Below are 13,550 nucleotides of genomic sequence, written 5' to 3'. Positions count from 1 at the left end.
ACGGATGATTGAGCGCTGGAAAAAAGGAGGAGAACTCATGCTAAGAAGACTATGTTGGCTGCTACTGCTGTCTATTCTGACCGTATCGGCTGCCCACGCTGCCCGAGAGAAGTACAAACCGTTCTATTTAGCCTATACAACCAATGGCGATCTAACCAAAATCGAATCGGAGGTGAAACAGAAACTAGCCGCCGGAAATTACAAAATTTTAGCGAGCTACTCCCCCTACAATGGTGCGCGAGTGGTGGTGATTACCCATCCAGAGCTGCTGCAGGTGGCGGCTAAATCGGAGTTTGGCGGCTATGGGGCGATGGTTCGAATCGGCATGACTGAGGTAGAGGGGGTGATTCAGATCAGCTACAGCAATCCTGTCTATAGCTTTCATGTCTATCGGATGGATGAGAAGTCGGAAGAGGTGGTGAAGGGGGTGACCGCACAGCTTAACTCAATTTTGGGGGCGGAGGAGCAGTTCGGATCGAATCAAGCGCTCAGTACCCGTAAGCTGCGCAGCTACAAATATATGTTTGGTATGGAGGAGTTTGACGCGATAGCTCAACACTTTCTCGCAGAGCAAGGTAGCTATAGCGATGCGGTTAAGATCGTTGAAAACAATCTCAACCAAGGTCTTGGAGGGGCGCATAAGGTCTATCGACTCGATATTCCGGGCAAAGATCAGACTATCTTCGGGGTCGATATGGATCTTAGCCGTGGCGGTTCTGAGTTAATGAGTGACGACTTCATTATGAGACAGATCGACTTTAACCCGCTTAAGGCAACCGCCCACCTGCCGGTTGAGATTTTGGTTAATGGCGATGGCAAGATCTACTCACTCTACTACCGTTTTAGGATTGCGATTAACTTTCCCGAACTATCGATGATGGGGGAGAATAGCTTTATGAATATCGTCGAGTCGCCTGAGGCCGCACGGCGGGTACTGATTGGCGTCGCCGGTGGTGAGGTGAAACAGGACTATTGGGAGTAAGTGTTGGCTTTGCCGCTGCCCCCCGTTGGGGGGTAACTATCTTTTAGGTTACAAAAAAAATCCAAAACAGAGGGGGAGGAGAGAAAAAGAGGACATTTGATGCCCGAAAGGAATCTGAATTTTCAGACAAATAAAACGGAACTTGAATAATAGAGCCCCGGTATGGGGCTTTTTTCTTTGTAGCGCCAGCCACTTTAGGGTACCCTAGCGGCCCGTTGGGCTGTGCCACCCTGTACCACCTTGAGGAGATCTAATTTTGTTTGATAGAAATGTCACCCTAAGTAGCCTTGATCCGGAGCTTTGGCAGGTCATGGATGAGGAGAGTCGTCGTCAAGAGGAGCATATTGAACTCATCGCGTCAGAAAACTACGCCAGTCCGGCGGTGATGGAGGCGCAAGGTTCGGTCCTAACCAACAAATATGCCGAAGGCTATCCCCGCAAGCGCTACTACGGCGGCTGTGACTATGTTGATCGTGCCGAAGAGCTAGCGTTAGAGCGGGTAAAGCAGCTCTTTGGTGCCGACTACGCCAATGTGCAGCCCCATTCGGGCTCCCAAGCTAATGCGGCGGTCTATATGGCGCTGCTACAGCCGGGGGAGACGGTGCTAGGGATGTCTTTAGCCCATGGCGGCCACCTGACCCACGGCTCCAAAGTGAACTTCTCCGGTAAAATTTACCATGCGGTGCAGTATGGTCTGAATGAGACAAGTGGCGAGATAGATTACGATCAAGTGGCGCAGCTAGCTAAGAGGCATCAGCCAAAGATGATTGTGGCCGGCTTTTCAGCCTACTCGCGCGTGGTTGACTGGCAGCGCTTTCGTGATATCGCCGATAGTGTCGGGGCGTGGCTACTGGTCGATATGGCCCATGTTTCGGGGCTAGTCGCGGCAGGGCTCTATCCGAATCCGGTACAGATTGCCGATGTGACTACCTCGACCACCCATAAGACACTACGAGGGCCGCGCGGGGGGATTATTCTGGCCAAAGCCAATCCGGAGTTAGAGAAAAAACTAAACTCCACTATCTTTCCCGGCACCCAAGGTGGGCCGCTGATGCATGTGATTGCCGCTAAAGCGGTGGCATTTAAAGAGGCGCTGCAGCCGGAGTTTAAGCACTACCAGCAGCAGGTGATCGATAACGCCCGCGCGATGGCAGAGGTGTTTATGCAGCGCGGTTATGAGGTCATCTCAGGCGGTACCGATAACCACCTCTTTTTGGTGAGCTTTATTAAGCAGCAGCTCACTGGTAAAGAGGTCGATCGCTGGTTAGGAGAGGCCCACATTACCGTCAATAAAAACGCCGTGCCAAACGATCCGCAGTCGCCGTTTGTCACCTCAGGCATTCGCATCGGTACACCGGCGATCACCACTCGCGGTTTTACTCGCGACGATTCGATAGCGCTAGCGGGCTGGATGTGTGACATTATTGACGCTGGTGGCGAAGCGGCGGGGATTGAGGCTGTCAGAGCGAAGGTCACCGACATCTGTTCGCGCCTACCGGTGTACGAATAGCCCCAGAGCGTGGTTGTGAGTCGCTGTGATGCACTGCCCCTTCTGCCACCGTGCCGATACCAAAGTGGTCGATTCACGCCTGAGCTGCGAGGGCGATTCGGTACGGCGGCGGCGTAGCTGTAGTGGATGTGGCGAACGCTTTACCACCTTTGAGGTGGCTGAGATGGAGATGCCGCTAGTGGTGAAAAACAGTGGCGAGCGGGTAGTTTTCGATGAGCAGAAGCTCTATAGCGGCATGATGCGGGCGCTGGAGAAGCGACCGGTGGCCGGTGATGATATCGATGCCGCGATTAAACAGATTCGACAGCAGATTCGTAATCAAGCCGAACGGGAGATTCCGTCGCGCCAAATTGGTGAGTGGGTCATGGAGCAGCTACGGCAGCTCGATGAGGTGGCCTATGTCCGCTTTGCCTCAGTCTATCGTCGCTTTAAAGATGTAAACGCCTTTCGAGAGGAGATTGAACGAATGCAGCAGCAGACTGACACGGGTGCAGAGCTGTAGCTGATGAACGAGCAGGCGTTAATGGCTCGGGCACTTCAGCTAGCGCAAAAGGGGCTCTATAGCACCGATCCGAACCCTCGGGTCGGGGCGGTATTGGCTAAAGCGGGGCAGATTATCGCCGAGGGGTGGCACCATAGTGCCGGTGGCCCACACGCTGAGATCGTGGCGCTAAATCGCGCTAAAGGGCAGGCGACAGGGGCAAGTGCCTATGTCACCCTAGAGCCGTGTGCCCATCATGGCCGTACCCCTCCCTGCTGTGACGCCCTAATCGCGGCGGGTGTGGCTCGGGTCGTTGTCGCTAGCGAAGATCCTAATCCGCAGGTCGCGGGCAGAGGGTTGCAGCGGCTACAGCAGGCAGGCATTGAGGTGGTGAGTGGGGTCTTGCAGTCGCAGGCAGAGGCGCTGAATCCCGGCTTCTTTAAACGCCACCGCAGTGCTCTGCCGTGGGTTCGTGGTAAACTGGCGATGAGTCTGGATGGCCGTACCGCGATGGCCTCGGGTGAGAGTCAGTGGATCACCGCTGAGGCGGCGCGGCTCGATGGGCAGCGGCTGCGGGCACGCAGTTCGGCGATGATGACCGGTATTGGTACTATTTTGGCGGATAACCCGCGCCTGAATGTTCGTCTTGAAGGGGTAAGCCGCCAACCGCTGCGGGTGGTACTCGATCCCCATCTAAGCACCCCGGTTAATGCCAACATTTTGCAGCCAGGGGCGAGGGTAGTCATTGCGACGACGAGTCAAGAGAGTGAGGCCTATCTGCCATTGCAACAGCAGGGGGCGGAGATTCTCTATCTACCGTCAGGAGTGGTCGATGTGATCGATTTAGCCGGTTTACTACACCAGTTGGCCGAGCGGGAGTGTAACGAGATCCACCTAGAGGCGGGGGCGACGCTGGCCGGTTCGATGTTAGTTGGCGGATTTATGGATGAGCTGGTGATCTATATGGCCCCGAAACTGCTGGGAAATAGCGCTCGGGGGCTGTTTCATCTGCCAGAGCTAACCGAACTGGCGCAGGCGATTGAGCTTGAGCTGGTCGATATTCGTCCGCTTGGCCACGACTGGCGGCTGACACTACGCCCTAAACCGAGTCGCTAGCATGTTTACCGGCATTATCGAGACAGTAGGGCGGCTGTTGGCGGTGGAGTCTAGCGGTAGAGATCGCCGCTTTACCATCGCGACAGGTCGTATCGACGCGACTCTACTGCGGTTAGGTGACAGTGTCGCGGTTAACGGCGTCTGCCTGACCGTGGAGCGGTTAGGGCAGGGGCAGTTCGAGGCCGATATTTCGGCCGAGACGCTGCACCATACCACTTTAGGGCGATTAAAGAGCGGCGATGCGGTCAATTTGGAGCAGGCGCTCACCCTCTCAACCCGCTTAGGGGGCCATTTAGTCAGTGGTCATGTCGATGGCGTCGGCGAGGTGCTATCGATCGAGGCCGATGGCCGTTCGCAGCGGCTGAGAGTTGGCGCTCAAGGCGATATTTTGCGCTATTTAGCACCGAAAGGGTCGGTGGCGATCGATGGCGCTAGTTTAACGGTCACTGGGGTCGATACGGCGAGCTTTAGCCTCAATATTGTTCCTCACACCGCCGCCGAGACGACGCTAAATAGGCTTCGTAGTGGCTCCTGGGTCAATATTGAGGTCGATCTGGTGGCCCGCTATCTGGAGCGGCTGCTCTATCCATCGACGGAGGTTACTGACAATAAAGCCTCTATGACAGAGGCATTTTTGGCGACCAATGGTTATTGGCGCCCCTAGAGTTAACTTAACAGGGTATCTATGCAACTTAATACCATTGAAGAGATTATCGAAGATATTCGTCAAGGAAAGATGGTGATCCTGATGGATGATGAGGATCGCGAAAATGAGGGCGATCTCATTATGGCCGCCTCCTGTTGTCAGGCGACAGATATTAACTTTATGGCCAAATATGGGCGCGGTCTTATCTGCCTGACCTTAACGCGAGAGCGCTGTAGGCAACTCAATCTACCGCTAATGGTCAGTACGACTAACGATGCTCACGGGACTAACTTTACCGTTAGTATCGAGGCGGCTGAGGGGGTGACTACCGGTATTTCGGCCTCAGATCGAGCACAGACGATTCAAGCCGCCGTCGCCGCAGCGGCGGGGCCGGCCGATATTGTGCAGCCGGGGCACATCTTTCCGCTCATGGCGCAGCCGGGTGGGGTGCTCAATCGGGCTGGCCATACCGAGGCGGGCTGCGATTTAGCTCGTCTGGCCGGTATGGAGCCGGCGGCGGTTATTGTCGAAATTTTAAACGAGGATGGCACCATGGCGCGTCGTCCCGATTTAGAGCTGTTTGCTAAAGAGCATCAGCTAAAGATTGGCACGGTGGCCGATCTAATTCACTATCGACTCCATAACGAGCCCTCGGTCAGACGCATTAGTGAGTGTGCGATGCCGACCGCATACGGCGATTTTCGGCTGGCGGTCTATCAGAGCGAGGTGAATCAGCAGGCCCACTTTGCGCTCATTAAGGGTGATATCTCGCCAGAGGAGTCGGTACTGGTGCGGGTACATGTACAAAACACCCTTTGTGATCTGTTTGGCAACCGGCGCGGCCACTGCGGCTGGCCGCTTAAGAGTGTGTTGAGCCAAATCGAGAGTGAGGGGAGGGGGATTGTGGTGATTCTGCGTCAGCACGAGTCGGCCGATGATCTCATTGCCCAAGTGGAGAGTTATGCCGATGACGATCGTGGCGAGCCTCCGCCCCCGACCCGTTATACCGAAGATCTATTTACCTATGGTATCGGTGCACAAATTCTGCTCGATCAGGGGGTGAAACAGATGCGGGTGATGAGTGCGCCGAAGAAGATGCACGCCCTCTCCGGTTTTGGATTGGAAGTGACTGAGTATGTTTGGAGTAGTGAAGAGTAACTAATATGATGCAAACAGCCATTAAGACCCTAGAGGGGGAGTTGACCATCAATGGGGCCAAATTTGCCTTGGTGGTCGGACGATTTAACAGTTTTGTGGTCGAGCATCTGCTCGAAGGGGCGCTAGATACCCTTAAGCGCCACGGTGCGGCGGAGGAGGATTTGACGATTATTCGTGCCCCAGGGGCGTTTGAGATCCCCTTAGTGGTCGAAAAGGTGGCAAGACGGGGGGAGGTGGATGCCATTATCGCCCTCGGCGCGGTGATTCGTGGCGGCACGCCCCACTTTGAGTATGTCGCTAGTGAGTGTACCAAGGGGCTAGCTACCGTCTCGCTTACCCACCAAATTCCGGTCGCTTTCGGTGTCTTAACTGTCGATACCATTGAGCAGGCGATCGAGCGCTCTGGTACCAAAGCGGGCAATAAGGGGGTAGAGGCGACGCTATCGGCGATAGAGATGGTCAATCTACTGCGTCATTTGGGTTAATGGTTAAAAAAGTTAAACCTAATCGTAAGCGCGAGGCGCGTCATCGGGCGCTACAGGCGCTCTATCAGTGGCAGCTCTCTGGGAGTGATTTGGCGACGATTGAGCGCCAGTTTTTGGAGGATGGGCAGCTCAATAGTGTCAATCCGGAGCTGTTTAGCCGACTGTTACATGAGATTCCGGCCAATATCAGGCAGCTCGATGATCTATGCCAGCCGCTGCTGGATCGCGATGTTGCCACTCTCGATCCGGTCGAGCTCGCGGCGCTGCGCATTGGGCTGTTTGAGTTACTCTACTGCCCCGAGCTCCCCTATCGGGTTGCGATTAGTGAGGCGGTCGAACTAGCTAAAATCTACGGTGCCGAGCAGGGACATCGTTATGTGAATGGGGTACTGCATAAACTAGCTCAACAGGTGCGAGCCGATGAGGTGGCAGCAGGGCAGCGCCGTTGACTCAACTCAATGAGTTTGCGCTAATAGAGCGCTATTTTGCCCCGCAGATAGAGGGGGAGAATCGACCACTACTCGGTATCGGCGATGATGGTGCACTGGTGGCCGTCCCATCGGCAGAGGCGCTGGTCGTGACCACCGATACCCTCATTGCGGGAGTCCACTTCCCCGAAGATGCCACCGCAGCAACTATCGGCCATAAAGCGCTAGCGGTCAATTTAAGCGATCTTGCGGCGATGGGGGCGAGACCACGCTGGTTTACCCTCTCGTTGACCCTACCTAGGGCCGATGAGCACTTTTTGGCTCCCTTTGCTGAGGCGATGCTTAGGCTGGCGCAGCGGTACCAGGTCGCCCTCATTGGTGGCGATACTGTGCGAGGCGATAGATTGGCGGTGACGATTCAGGCGCTCGGCACCGTCGTGGCCGAGAGGGCGCTGCGGCGCAGTGGCGCTAAAGTGGGCGATACTCTCTATCTCACCGGCACGATTGGCGATGCTGCCGCCGGCTTAACCCTCTGGCAGCAGCAGCAGCGCAGCGAACCTTGGCAGCAGCAGCTCATTGAGCGACTGACCTGCCCAACCCCTCGGGTGGAGGCGGGTCTAGCGCTCGCAGGGTTAGCCTCTGCGGCTATCGATATCTCTGATGGTTTGGCGGCCGATTTAGGCCACCTCTGCCGCCTAAGTGGCGTTGGTGCTAAGGTCGATATCGGTCAGCTGCCTAGATCCGTGGCGTTGCAACAGTGGTCGGGTGCGAGTCTGACCGACTGGTTTAATGGAGGCGACGACTATGAGCTCTGTTTTAGCGCCGCTGCTGAGTTAACGCCCAATATAGCGCAGTTAGCCGATAGGTTAGGGCTGGCGCTGACTGCTATTGGTGAGATTGTGGCACCGGCGCAGGGAGTCAGTTGGTGGCAGGGGGGGAGTCGAGTGGCGACGATAGTCGCTGCTGGAGGGTATCGCCATTTCTGAAAGCAACGATCAGCCCATCTCCCCCGCGGCGCTACGAGATCCGGTGGTGCTACTCGCGCTCGGCTTTGGGTCGGGGTTGGCTCCTAAGGCACCTGGAACCTTTGGCACGCTGGCGGCGCTACCGCTCTATTTTTTGATGATCTATACCCTCCCGACCCTCTACCCTTGGTTGGTGTTGGGGGCGGCGGTGGCCGGCGTTTTTATCTGCCATCAGGCGGCTAAACGGCTAGGGGTGCACGATCACCCGGCGATTGTTTGGGATGAATTTGTCGGCCTCTGGATTACCTTGCTGTGGTTGCCGCCGCACTGGGGGTGGTTGCTGGTCGCTCTGTTACTCTTTCGGCTACTCGATATTCTCAAACCGTGGCCGATTAGCTGGCTAGATCGCCATCTACTAGGGGGGGTGGGCATTATGGCGGATGATATTGTCGCCGGCTTGGTGGCCTTAGCGCTACTGCAGACTGCCGCTAGCGTTATGGGTTAGAGGGGGAGTTTGGGTAAAGAGAGATTCAATATTCTCCCCCGCTGGGGTAAACTGACGCCGTACCGCCCACCTCGATTCGATATAACTGACACTTTGTACTTAACATTATGACCGCTCCTATGACTAACTCTATCGCGCTAACTCTGCTGCTGCTGATGATGGTGATGTTGCCGCGAGCTCAGGCAGATCTATCGTTTCACGGCTATAGCGGACTGTTAAACCTCCCGACCGCCGAAGTGACCCCAACGGGTGAGTTTGAGGCTCAGTTCACTAACCAGTATAACGCCCTAGAGGGGGGGAGCGGCACCAATCCCCTAGTCGCTGGTCGTAACTTAATGTTCTCTATCGGTCTTTGGCCCCATTTTGAGCTGGGGGGGCGTCATACGGTGCGCTATCTAGCCACCGGCACCGACGCCCCCGGTTCGTGGAGCGACCAATTCAATTGGAATGAGGATAGAAACACCAACGATATCGCCGGGAATTTAAAGTGGCAGCTACCGTTACCAGAGGGGTGGATGAGACTGCCCCGCCTTGCGATTGGGGTGGAGGATTTTGCCGGTTTGGCAACTAACTTTCAAAACGAATATCTGGTCGCCACCCAGAGCTGGAGCGATTGGCAGTTGAGCTTAGGCTATCGCCACCGAAACTACCGTATCTTGCCGCGAGAGACGCGAGGGCTCTTTGCCGGCCTGCGCTGGCAGCCGATGCCGTGGCTTGGCCTGATTGGGGAGCATGAGCCGCACCAGCAGAGTGTGGGGGTGAAGCTGGCTACGCCGGCTGAGCTGCTCTCTTGGGGCAGTTTGGGAGTGGCGGCGTCGCGCTCTTTTGGTGGGTCAGCCGATGAGAGTGTGCTGGCCGCTTCACTCAAGGTGCCGATGGGGGTGGGGGATCAGGATTGGATCGCGACGCAAAAGATGCGCGATGAGCTACTGCATGAGAGCGAGGCTATCTCGACGCAGCCCCTCCCCTCCTCCCCGCCTGAGAGTCTGACACTAGATGAGGCGCTCGCTGTTGTCGAGCAGCAGCTACGCCAGCTCGGCTTCGGACAGTTACGCACCGGCTCTCTAAAGCAGCAGCTACTGGCGGTTGAGTATGAAGATCAGATCTTTGATCGTAACGCCCTTGATGGCTTAGGGGTGCTACTCGGGGTGATTGCTCAGGATGAGCGGCTACCCTTCTACTGGCTCAAGGTGCGACTGAAGCGGAACGGTATTGCGCTGTGGGATGTGCGTATTCGTCTGAACGACTACCGCGACTACCTTAATATGACCGGCTGTCGTGGGGCTCGCTGCTCAGAGCAGCCGCCGATCTTTGACACCGTTAAAGTGACCGCCCCCGATGATCGCTGGTATGAGCAGGTCGAGTGGCGGCAGAGTGAGCTACTAGGTCGCCGTCTGACCGACCTAGAGCTCTCACCGGGGCTGATCTACTTTATCGGCACCGAAGTGGGGGAGTATGATGTGGCCGCCTCGCTGCGGGCGACCCTGTCACAACCGCTCTGGGGGGGGGCGGTGGCGGCACTACAGGCCGAGACTCCGCTCTACCATTCGCGTAACTTTGAACCGCGTACCTTTTACCACCGTTTCCGCCTCTGGAGCGGGGTACGCGAACTGATGTTGCACCAGACGCTTCGGTTTAGTGACAATATCTACAATATGACCAGCATCGGTCGCTGGTTTCGTGACTTTAAAACGGTGTATAACGAAACGATGTGGCTCTCTGAGAGTGGTCACCATCGGCTGCGGCTCAATTTAGGCTACTTTAAACCCTATCTCGATAAGTGGGACTCCCCCTTTGGCTACTGGCCGGGGGAGAGCGGCGATCTCTGGCTGCTCGCCTACCGTCTGGCGCTACCGTGGCACAACACCTCACTGGAGCTGACTGGGGGGCAGTTTCTCTATCAAGATCAGGGGATTAAGTTAGAGCTAATGCGCTATATGGGCGATAACCGTATGCTGCTCTTCTTTAAAGAGAATGAGTATGAGCAGGCGGCGGGAATGGCCTTCGGCATTCCACTAGGGAGCCGTCGCTCTTGGCATAACGACTATCTAAAAATTCGTGGCAGTAGCCGCCTCGATCTGGGGCTGCAGACGACTATCTTAGATGACGGTACCAATACCCACCGCCCGCTACTGGCCATCGAACCGACCATGACCCACACTCTGGAGTCGAGCTACTTTAATCACGACCGCCTGAGCTACGACTATATTCGTGCTAATATTCACCGTATGCGCGACGCCTACTGGCGTTATGGAGCGCGATAACGGTTGGGCTGGCCACAAGTTTTCTCTCTACTTGGTATTTGGATAGGTAACTGACTATGAAGATCGCAATTGCCGGTACTGGCTATGTAGGACTATCGAATGGTGTATTGCTAGCGCAACATAACGAAGTGGTCTGCCTCGACATCGTGAAGGAGAAGGTCGAGCTGCTCAATCAGAGACTCTCTCCGATTGAAGATAGCGAAATTGAGCAGTTTTTACAGCACAAAGCGCTCAATTTTCGCGCCACACTCGATAGTGCCGAGGCCTACTCGGGTGCCGAGTGGGTAATTATCGCCACTCCCACCGACTACGATCCCGAAACTAACTACTTTAATACTCAAAGTATTGAGCAGGTCATAGAGAGCGTTCTGATCTATAACCCCAGCGCAGTGATGGTGATTAAATCGACGATTCCGGTCGGTTATACGGCTAAGACAAAAGAGCGCTTTAATACCGATAACCTTATCTTTAGCCCCGAATTTTTGCGCGAAGGGCGGGCGCTCTACGATAATCTCCACCCGAGTCGGATTATTGTGGGGGAGTGCTCTGCGCGAGCCGAAACCTTCGCTAATCTGCTCAAGCAGGGGGCGATTAAACAAGAGATCCCCACCCTATTTACCAATAGCACCGAAGCTGAGGCGATTAAACTCTTCGCCAACACCTATCTGGCGATGCGGGTCGCCTACTTTAATGAGCTCGATACCTATGCGGCGACCCACGAGCTCGATACGCGGCAGATTATCGATGGCGTGAGTCTCGACCCCCGTATCGGCAACCACTACAATAACCCCAGCTTTGGCTATGGGGGCTACTGCCTGCCTAAAGATACCAAGCAGCTATTAGCCAACTATCGTGATGTACCGCAAAATCTGATTCATGCGATTGTCGAGGCCAACAACACCCGGAAAGATTTTATCGCCGCCTCTATTATCAAACGGATTGAACCGCTGCTACTCACCCCCGAAGGGGATCACAAAATAGGTCATACTCCGGTAGTCGGCATCTATCGCTTAGTGATGAAGGCCGGATCGGATAACTTTAGAGCCTCTAGTATTCAGGGAATTATGAAACGGATTAAAGCCAAAGGGATCGAGGTGATCATCTATGAGCCGGTACTCGATGAGGCGGCGTTTTTTCACTCTAAAGTCGTTAACGATATCTCCCAATTCAAACAACTCGCAGATGTCATTGTTGCTAATCGTATCACAGATGAGATAGCCGATGTGAGCGATAAGATCTACTCTCGGGATCTATTTGGCAATGATTAATCTTAATCTAACCAGTTACCACTAAACACCTATACCTTAATAGAAAAGGAGTATATATCTATGTTATTCACCTCTGAATCGGTCTCAGAAGGCCATCCTGACAAAGTTGCCGATCAGGTATCTGATGCGATTTTAGATGCCATTTTAACCGCAGATAAACACGCTCGGGTCGCTTGCGAAACGCTAGTGAAGACCGGCATGGTGATTGTCGCCGGCGAGATCACTACCACCGCCCACATTGAGTATGAGGAGGTGATTCGGCAGACGATAAAGGAGATCGGCTACAACAGCTCCGAGATGGGGTTCGACTGGGCCTCCTGCGCGGTCATTAATGCCTTGGGCAAACAGTCACCCGATATCGCCATGGGGGTGGATCGAGAGCGAGCCGAAGATCAGGGGGCCGGTGATCAGGGGCTGATGTTCGGCTATGCGAGTAACGAGACCGAAGTGCTAATGCCGGCACCGATTACCTACGCCCATCGGCTAGTCGCCAAACAGGCTGAAGTTCGCAAGCAGGGGCAGCTGAACTGGCTGCGCCCCGATGCCAAAAGCCAAGTTACCTTCCGCTACGAGGCTGGAAAACCGGTGGGTATCGATGCGGTCGTGCTCTCTACCCAACATAACCCCGACATTAGCGAGGCGGATCTGCACGAGGCGGTGATGGAGGAGATTATCAAGCCGGTACTACCCGCCGAGTGGCTCGATAGCGGAACTAAATACTTTATCAACCCGACCGGACGGTTTGTGATTGGCGGCCCGGTCGGCGACTGCGGTTTAACTGGGCGCAAAATTATTGTCGATACCTATGGCGGTATGGCACGGCATGGGGGGGGAGCCTTTTCGGGCAAAGATCCCTCTAAAGTTGATCGTTCAGCCGCTTATGCCGGTCGCTATGTGGCCAAAAATATCGTTGCCGCAGGGTTAGCCGATCGGTGTGAAATTCAGATTAGTTACGCTATCGGGGTCGCCGAGCCGACCTCAATTAGCATCGAAACTTTCGGCACTGGTAAACTCGCCGATAGTGAGATCGAACAGCGGGTGCGTGAACACTTTGATCTGCGTCCGGTCGGTATGTTGCGGATGCTGGATCTGATTCAGCCGATCTACCGCGCCACCGCCGCCTATGGCCACTTTGGACGGGAAGATGTCGATCTGCCGTGGGAGAGACTCGATAGAGTTGAGCTTTTAAAGAGTTAGGTTGTTTGATTAACGCTCTGATCTCATCCGCTAGCGCGTGGATAGAATGAAGTCGTCGTTGGTCATGGGTTAGGGCTCTATGGTGGATCGAAAGGTGTGCCCGGGGGGGGGTTAAGGGTCGCGATGAGCTGTTGAAACGGGCGTTGTAGATAGCTCTCTTGAGGGGTGTCGGCGGCGGTTACCGCCGTACCAATCGGTCTGGCGAGAAGGATATCGAGATCGATAGGGCGATCTTTGATTTTTCGTTCAGGATCGGTGCGATCTCGACCAAGTTCGATCTCAATCTGATTGAGCTGCTGTTTTAGAGTCGCGCTGTCGCTGCTGCTCTCCAGATAGAGTACGCCATTAATAAACGGGGCGCGGCTTGTCATTCCCACCGGCTCGGTCCACTGGAGGGGGCTTAATTCGATAGTGCCAAAGCGCTGTTGCAGCAGCGTTAGCGCTCGCTGAATATTCTTTTCTGGATCGATATTGCTGCCGATACCGATAAAATAGCCCTGTTCTGTTGCCATGTCGTTAACTAGTTGCTCTGTTAATTACTCTTG

At 55.0% G+C, this 13,550-nt stretch carries 14 protein-coding genes; 13 read left to right on the top strand and 1 reads right to left on the bottom strand.

The genetic code is table 11. The features are described 5' to 3' along the window. Positions 1 to 4: 4 nt before the first annotated feature. From D5085_05960 to D5085_05900, 13 genes are all read left to right on the top strand, one after another. Positions 5 to 982: a hypothetical protein gene (locus tag D5085_05960; protein QEP42717.1), complete on the top strand. Its 978-nt coding sequence runs from the start codon at positions 5 to 7 to the stop codon at positions 980 to 982. Between the two features lie 256 nt (positions 983 to 1,238). Then, on the top strand, positions 1,239 to 2,492 hold the full coding sequence (locus D5085_05955; GenBank protein QEP42716.1) for a serine hydroxymethyltransferase: 1,254 nt from the start codon (positions 1,239 to 1,241) through the stop codon (positions 2,490 to 2,492). A gap of 28 nt (positions 2,493 to 2,520) precedes the next feature. Next, positions 2,521 to 2,994, top strand: a complete 474-nt coding sequence (nrdR, locus tag D5085_05950; protein ID QEP42715.1) for a transcriptional repressor NrdR — start codon at positions 2,521 to 2,523, stop codon at positions 2,992 to 2,994. A gap of 3 nt (positions 2,995 to 2,997) precedes the next feature. Beyond that, positions 2,998 to 4,089 carry a bifunctional diaminohydroxyphosphoribosylaminopyrimidine deaminase/5-amino-6-(5-phosphoribosylamino)uracil reductase RibD gene (gene ribD / locus D5085_05945; protein ID QEP42714.1) on the top strand — a complete coding sequence of 364 codons (1,092 nt, stop codon included), beginning with the start codon at positions 2,998 to 3,000 and terminating at the stop codon, positions 4,087 to 4,089. Position 4,090: 1 nt separating this feature from the next. Next, positions 4,091 to 4,753: a riboflavin synthase gene (locus tag D5085_05940; protein QEP42713.1), complete on the top strand. Its 663-nt coding sequence runs from the start codon at positions 4,091 to 4,093 to the stop codon at positions 4,751 to 4,753. 21 nt (positions 4,754 to 4,774) lie between these two features. Continuing rightward, a complete protein-coding gene (gene ribB, locus D5085_05935; GenBank protein ID QEP42712.1) occupies positions 4,775 to 5,893 on the top strand; it encodes a 3,4-dihydroxy-2-butanone-4-phosphate synthase in 1,119 nt (372 codons plus the stop codon). A gap of 8 nt (positions 5,894 to 5,901) precedes the next feature. After that, complete coding sequence (locus D5085_05930; protein ID QEP45068.1) at positions 5,902 to 6,378, top strand: 6,7-dimethyl-8-ribityllumazine synthase; 477 nt, start codon at positions 5,902 to 5,904, stop codon at positions 6,376 to 6,378. Continuing rightward, on the top strand, positions 6,378 to 6,827 hold the full coding sequence (gene nusB / locus D5085_05925) for a transcription antitermination factor NusB (protein ID QEP42711.1): 450 nt from the start codon (positions 6,378 to 6,380) through the stop codon (positions 6,825 to 6,827). Before D5085_05930 ends, nusB begins: the two co-directional genes overlap by 1 nt. Then, entirely contained in the window at positions 6,824 to 7,792 is a 969-nt protein-coding gene (thiL, locus tag D5085_05920; protein QEP42710.1) for a thiamine-phosphate kinase, read from the top strand. Before nusB ends, thiL begins: the two co-directional genes overlap by 4 nt. Continuing rightward, positions 7,785 to 8,276, top strand: coding sequence for a phosphatidylglycerophosphatase A (locus tag D5085_05915; GenBank protein QEP42709.1), 492 nt, complete (start codon positions 7,785 to 7,787; stop codon positions 8,274 to 8,276). The genes thiL and D5085_05915 overlap by 8 nt, the downstream gene beginning before the upstream one ends. A gap of 107 nt (positions 8,277 to 8,383) precedes the next feature. Continuing rightward, positions 8,384 to 10,540, top strand: coding sequence for a hypothetical protein (locus D5085_05910; GenBank protein QEP42708.1), 2,157 nt, complete (start codon positions 8,384 to 8,386; stop codon positions 10,538 to 10,540). A 56-nt stretch (positions 10,541 to 10,596) separates the two neighbouring features. Beyond that, a complete protein-coding gene (locus D5085_05905) occupies positions 10,597 to 11,808 on the top strand; it encodes a nucleotide sugar dehydrogenase (GenBank protein ID QEP42707.1) in 1,212 nt (403 codons plus the stop codon). 60 nt (positions 11,809 to 11,868) lie between these two features. Continuing rightward, positions 11,869 to 13,005 (top strand): methionine adenosyltransferase, encoded by a 1,137-nt coding sequence (locus tag D5085_05900; GenBank protein ID QEP42706.1) that lies wholly within the window; start codon positions 11,869 to 11,871, stop codon positions 13,003 to 13,005. Positions 13,006 to 13,082: 77 nt separating this feature from the next. On the opposite strand, the gene folK is transcribed toward D5085_05900, so the two are convergent. Beyond that, positions 13,083 to 13,517, bottom strand: a complete 435-nt coding sequence (folK, locus tag D5085_05895) for a 2-amino-4-hydroxy-6-hydroxymethyldihydropteridine diphosphokinase (GenBank protein QEP42705.1) — start codon at positions 13,515 to 13,517, stop codon at positions 13,083 to 13,085. Positions 13,518 to 13,550 lie beyond the last annotated feature (33 nt).

Source organism: Ectothiorhodospiraceae bacterium BW-2, from assembly GCA_008375315.1.
Lineage (GTDB): Bacteria > Pseudomonadota > Gammaproteobacteria > Thiohalomonadales > Thiohalomonadaceae > BW-2.
This window is presented reverse-complemented; position numbering and strand designations above follow the sequence as displayed.

Bases quoted from the DNA above. Each gene is read 5' to 3' on its own strand.
- D5085_05960 (QEP42717.1), top strand. From the start codon at position 5: ATGATTGAGCGCTGGAAAAAAGGAGGAGAACTCATGCTAAGAAGACTA.
- nrdR (QEP42715.1), top strand. From the start codon at position 2,521: ATGCACTGCCCCTTCTGCCACCGTGCCGATACCAAAGTGGTCGATTCA.
- ribD (QEP42714.1), top strand. From the start codon at position 2,998: ATGAACGAGCAGGCGTTAATGGCTCGGGCACTTCAGCTAGCGCAAAAG.
- D5085_05940 (QEP42713.1), top strand. From the start codon at position 4,091: ATGTTTACCGGCATTATCGAGACAGTAGGGCGGCTGTTGGCGGTGGAG.
- ribB (QEP42712.1), top strand. From the start codon at position 4,775: ATGCAACTTAATACCATTGAAGAGATTATCGAAGATATTCGTCAAGGA.
- D5085_05930 (QEP45068.1), top strand. From the start codon at position 5,902: ATGCAAACAGCCATTAAGACCCTAGAGGGGGAGTTGACCATCAATGGG.
- nusB (QEP42711.1), top strand. From the start codon at position 6,378: ATGGTTAAAAAAGTTAAACCTAATCGTAAGCGCGAGGCGCGTCATCGG.
- D5085_05910 (QEP42708.1), top strand. From the start codon at position 8,384: ATGACCGCTCCTATGACTAACTCTATCGCGCTAACTCTGCTGCTGCTG.
- D5085_05905 (QEP42707.1), top strand. From the start codon at position 10,597: ATGAAGATCGCAATTGCCGGTACTGGCTATGTAGGACTATCGAATGGT.
- D5085_05900 (QEP42706.1), top strand. From the start codon at position 11,869: ATGTTATTCACCTCTGAATCGGTCTCAGAAGGCCATCCTGACAAAGTT.
- folK (QEP42705.1), bottom strand. From the start codon at position 13,517: ATGGCAACAGAACAGGGCTATTTTATCGGTATCGGCAGCAATATCGAT.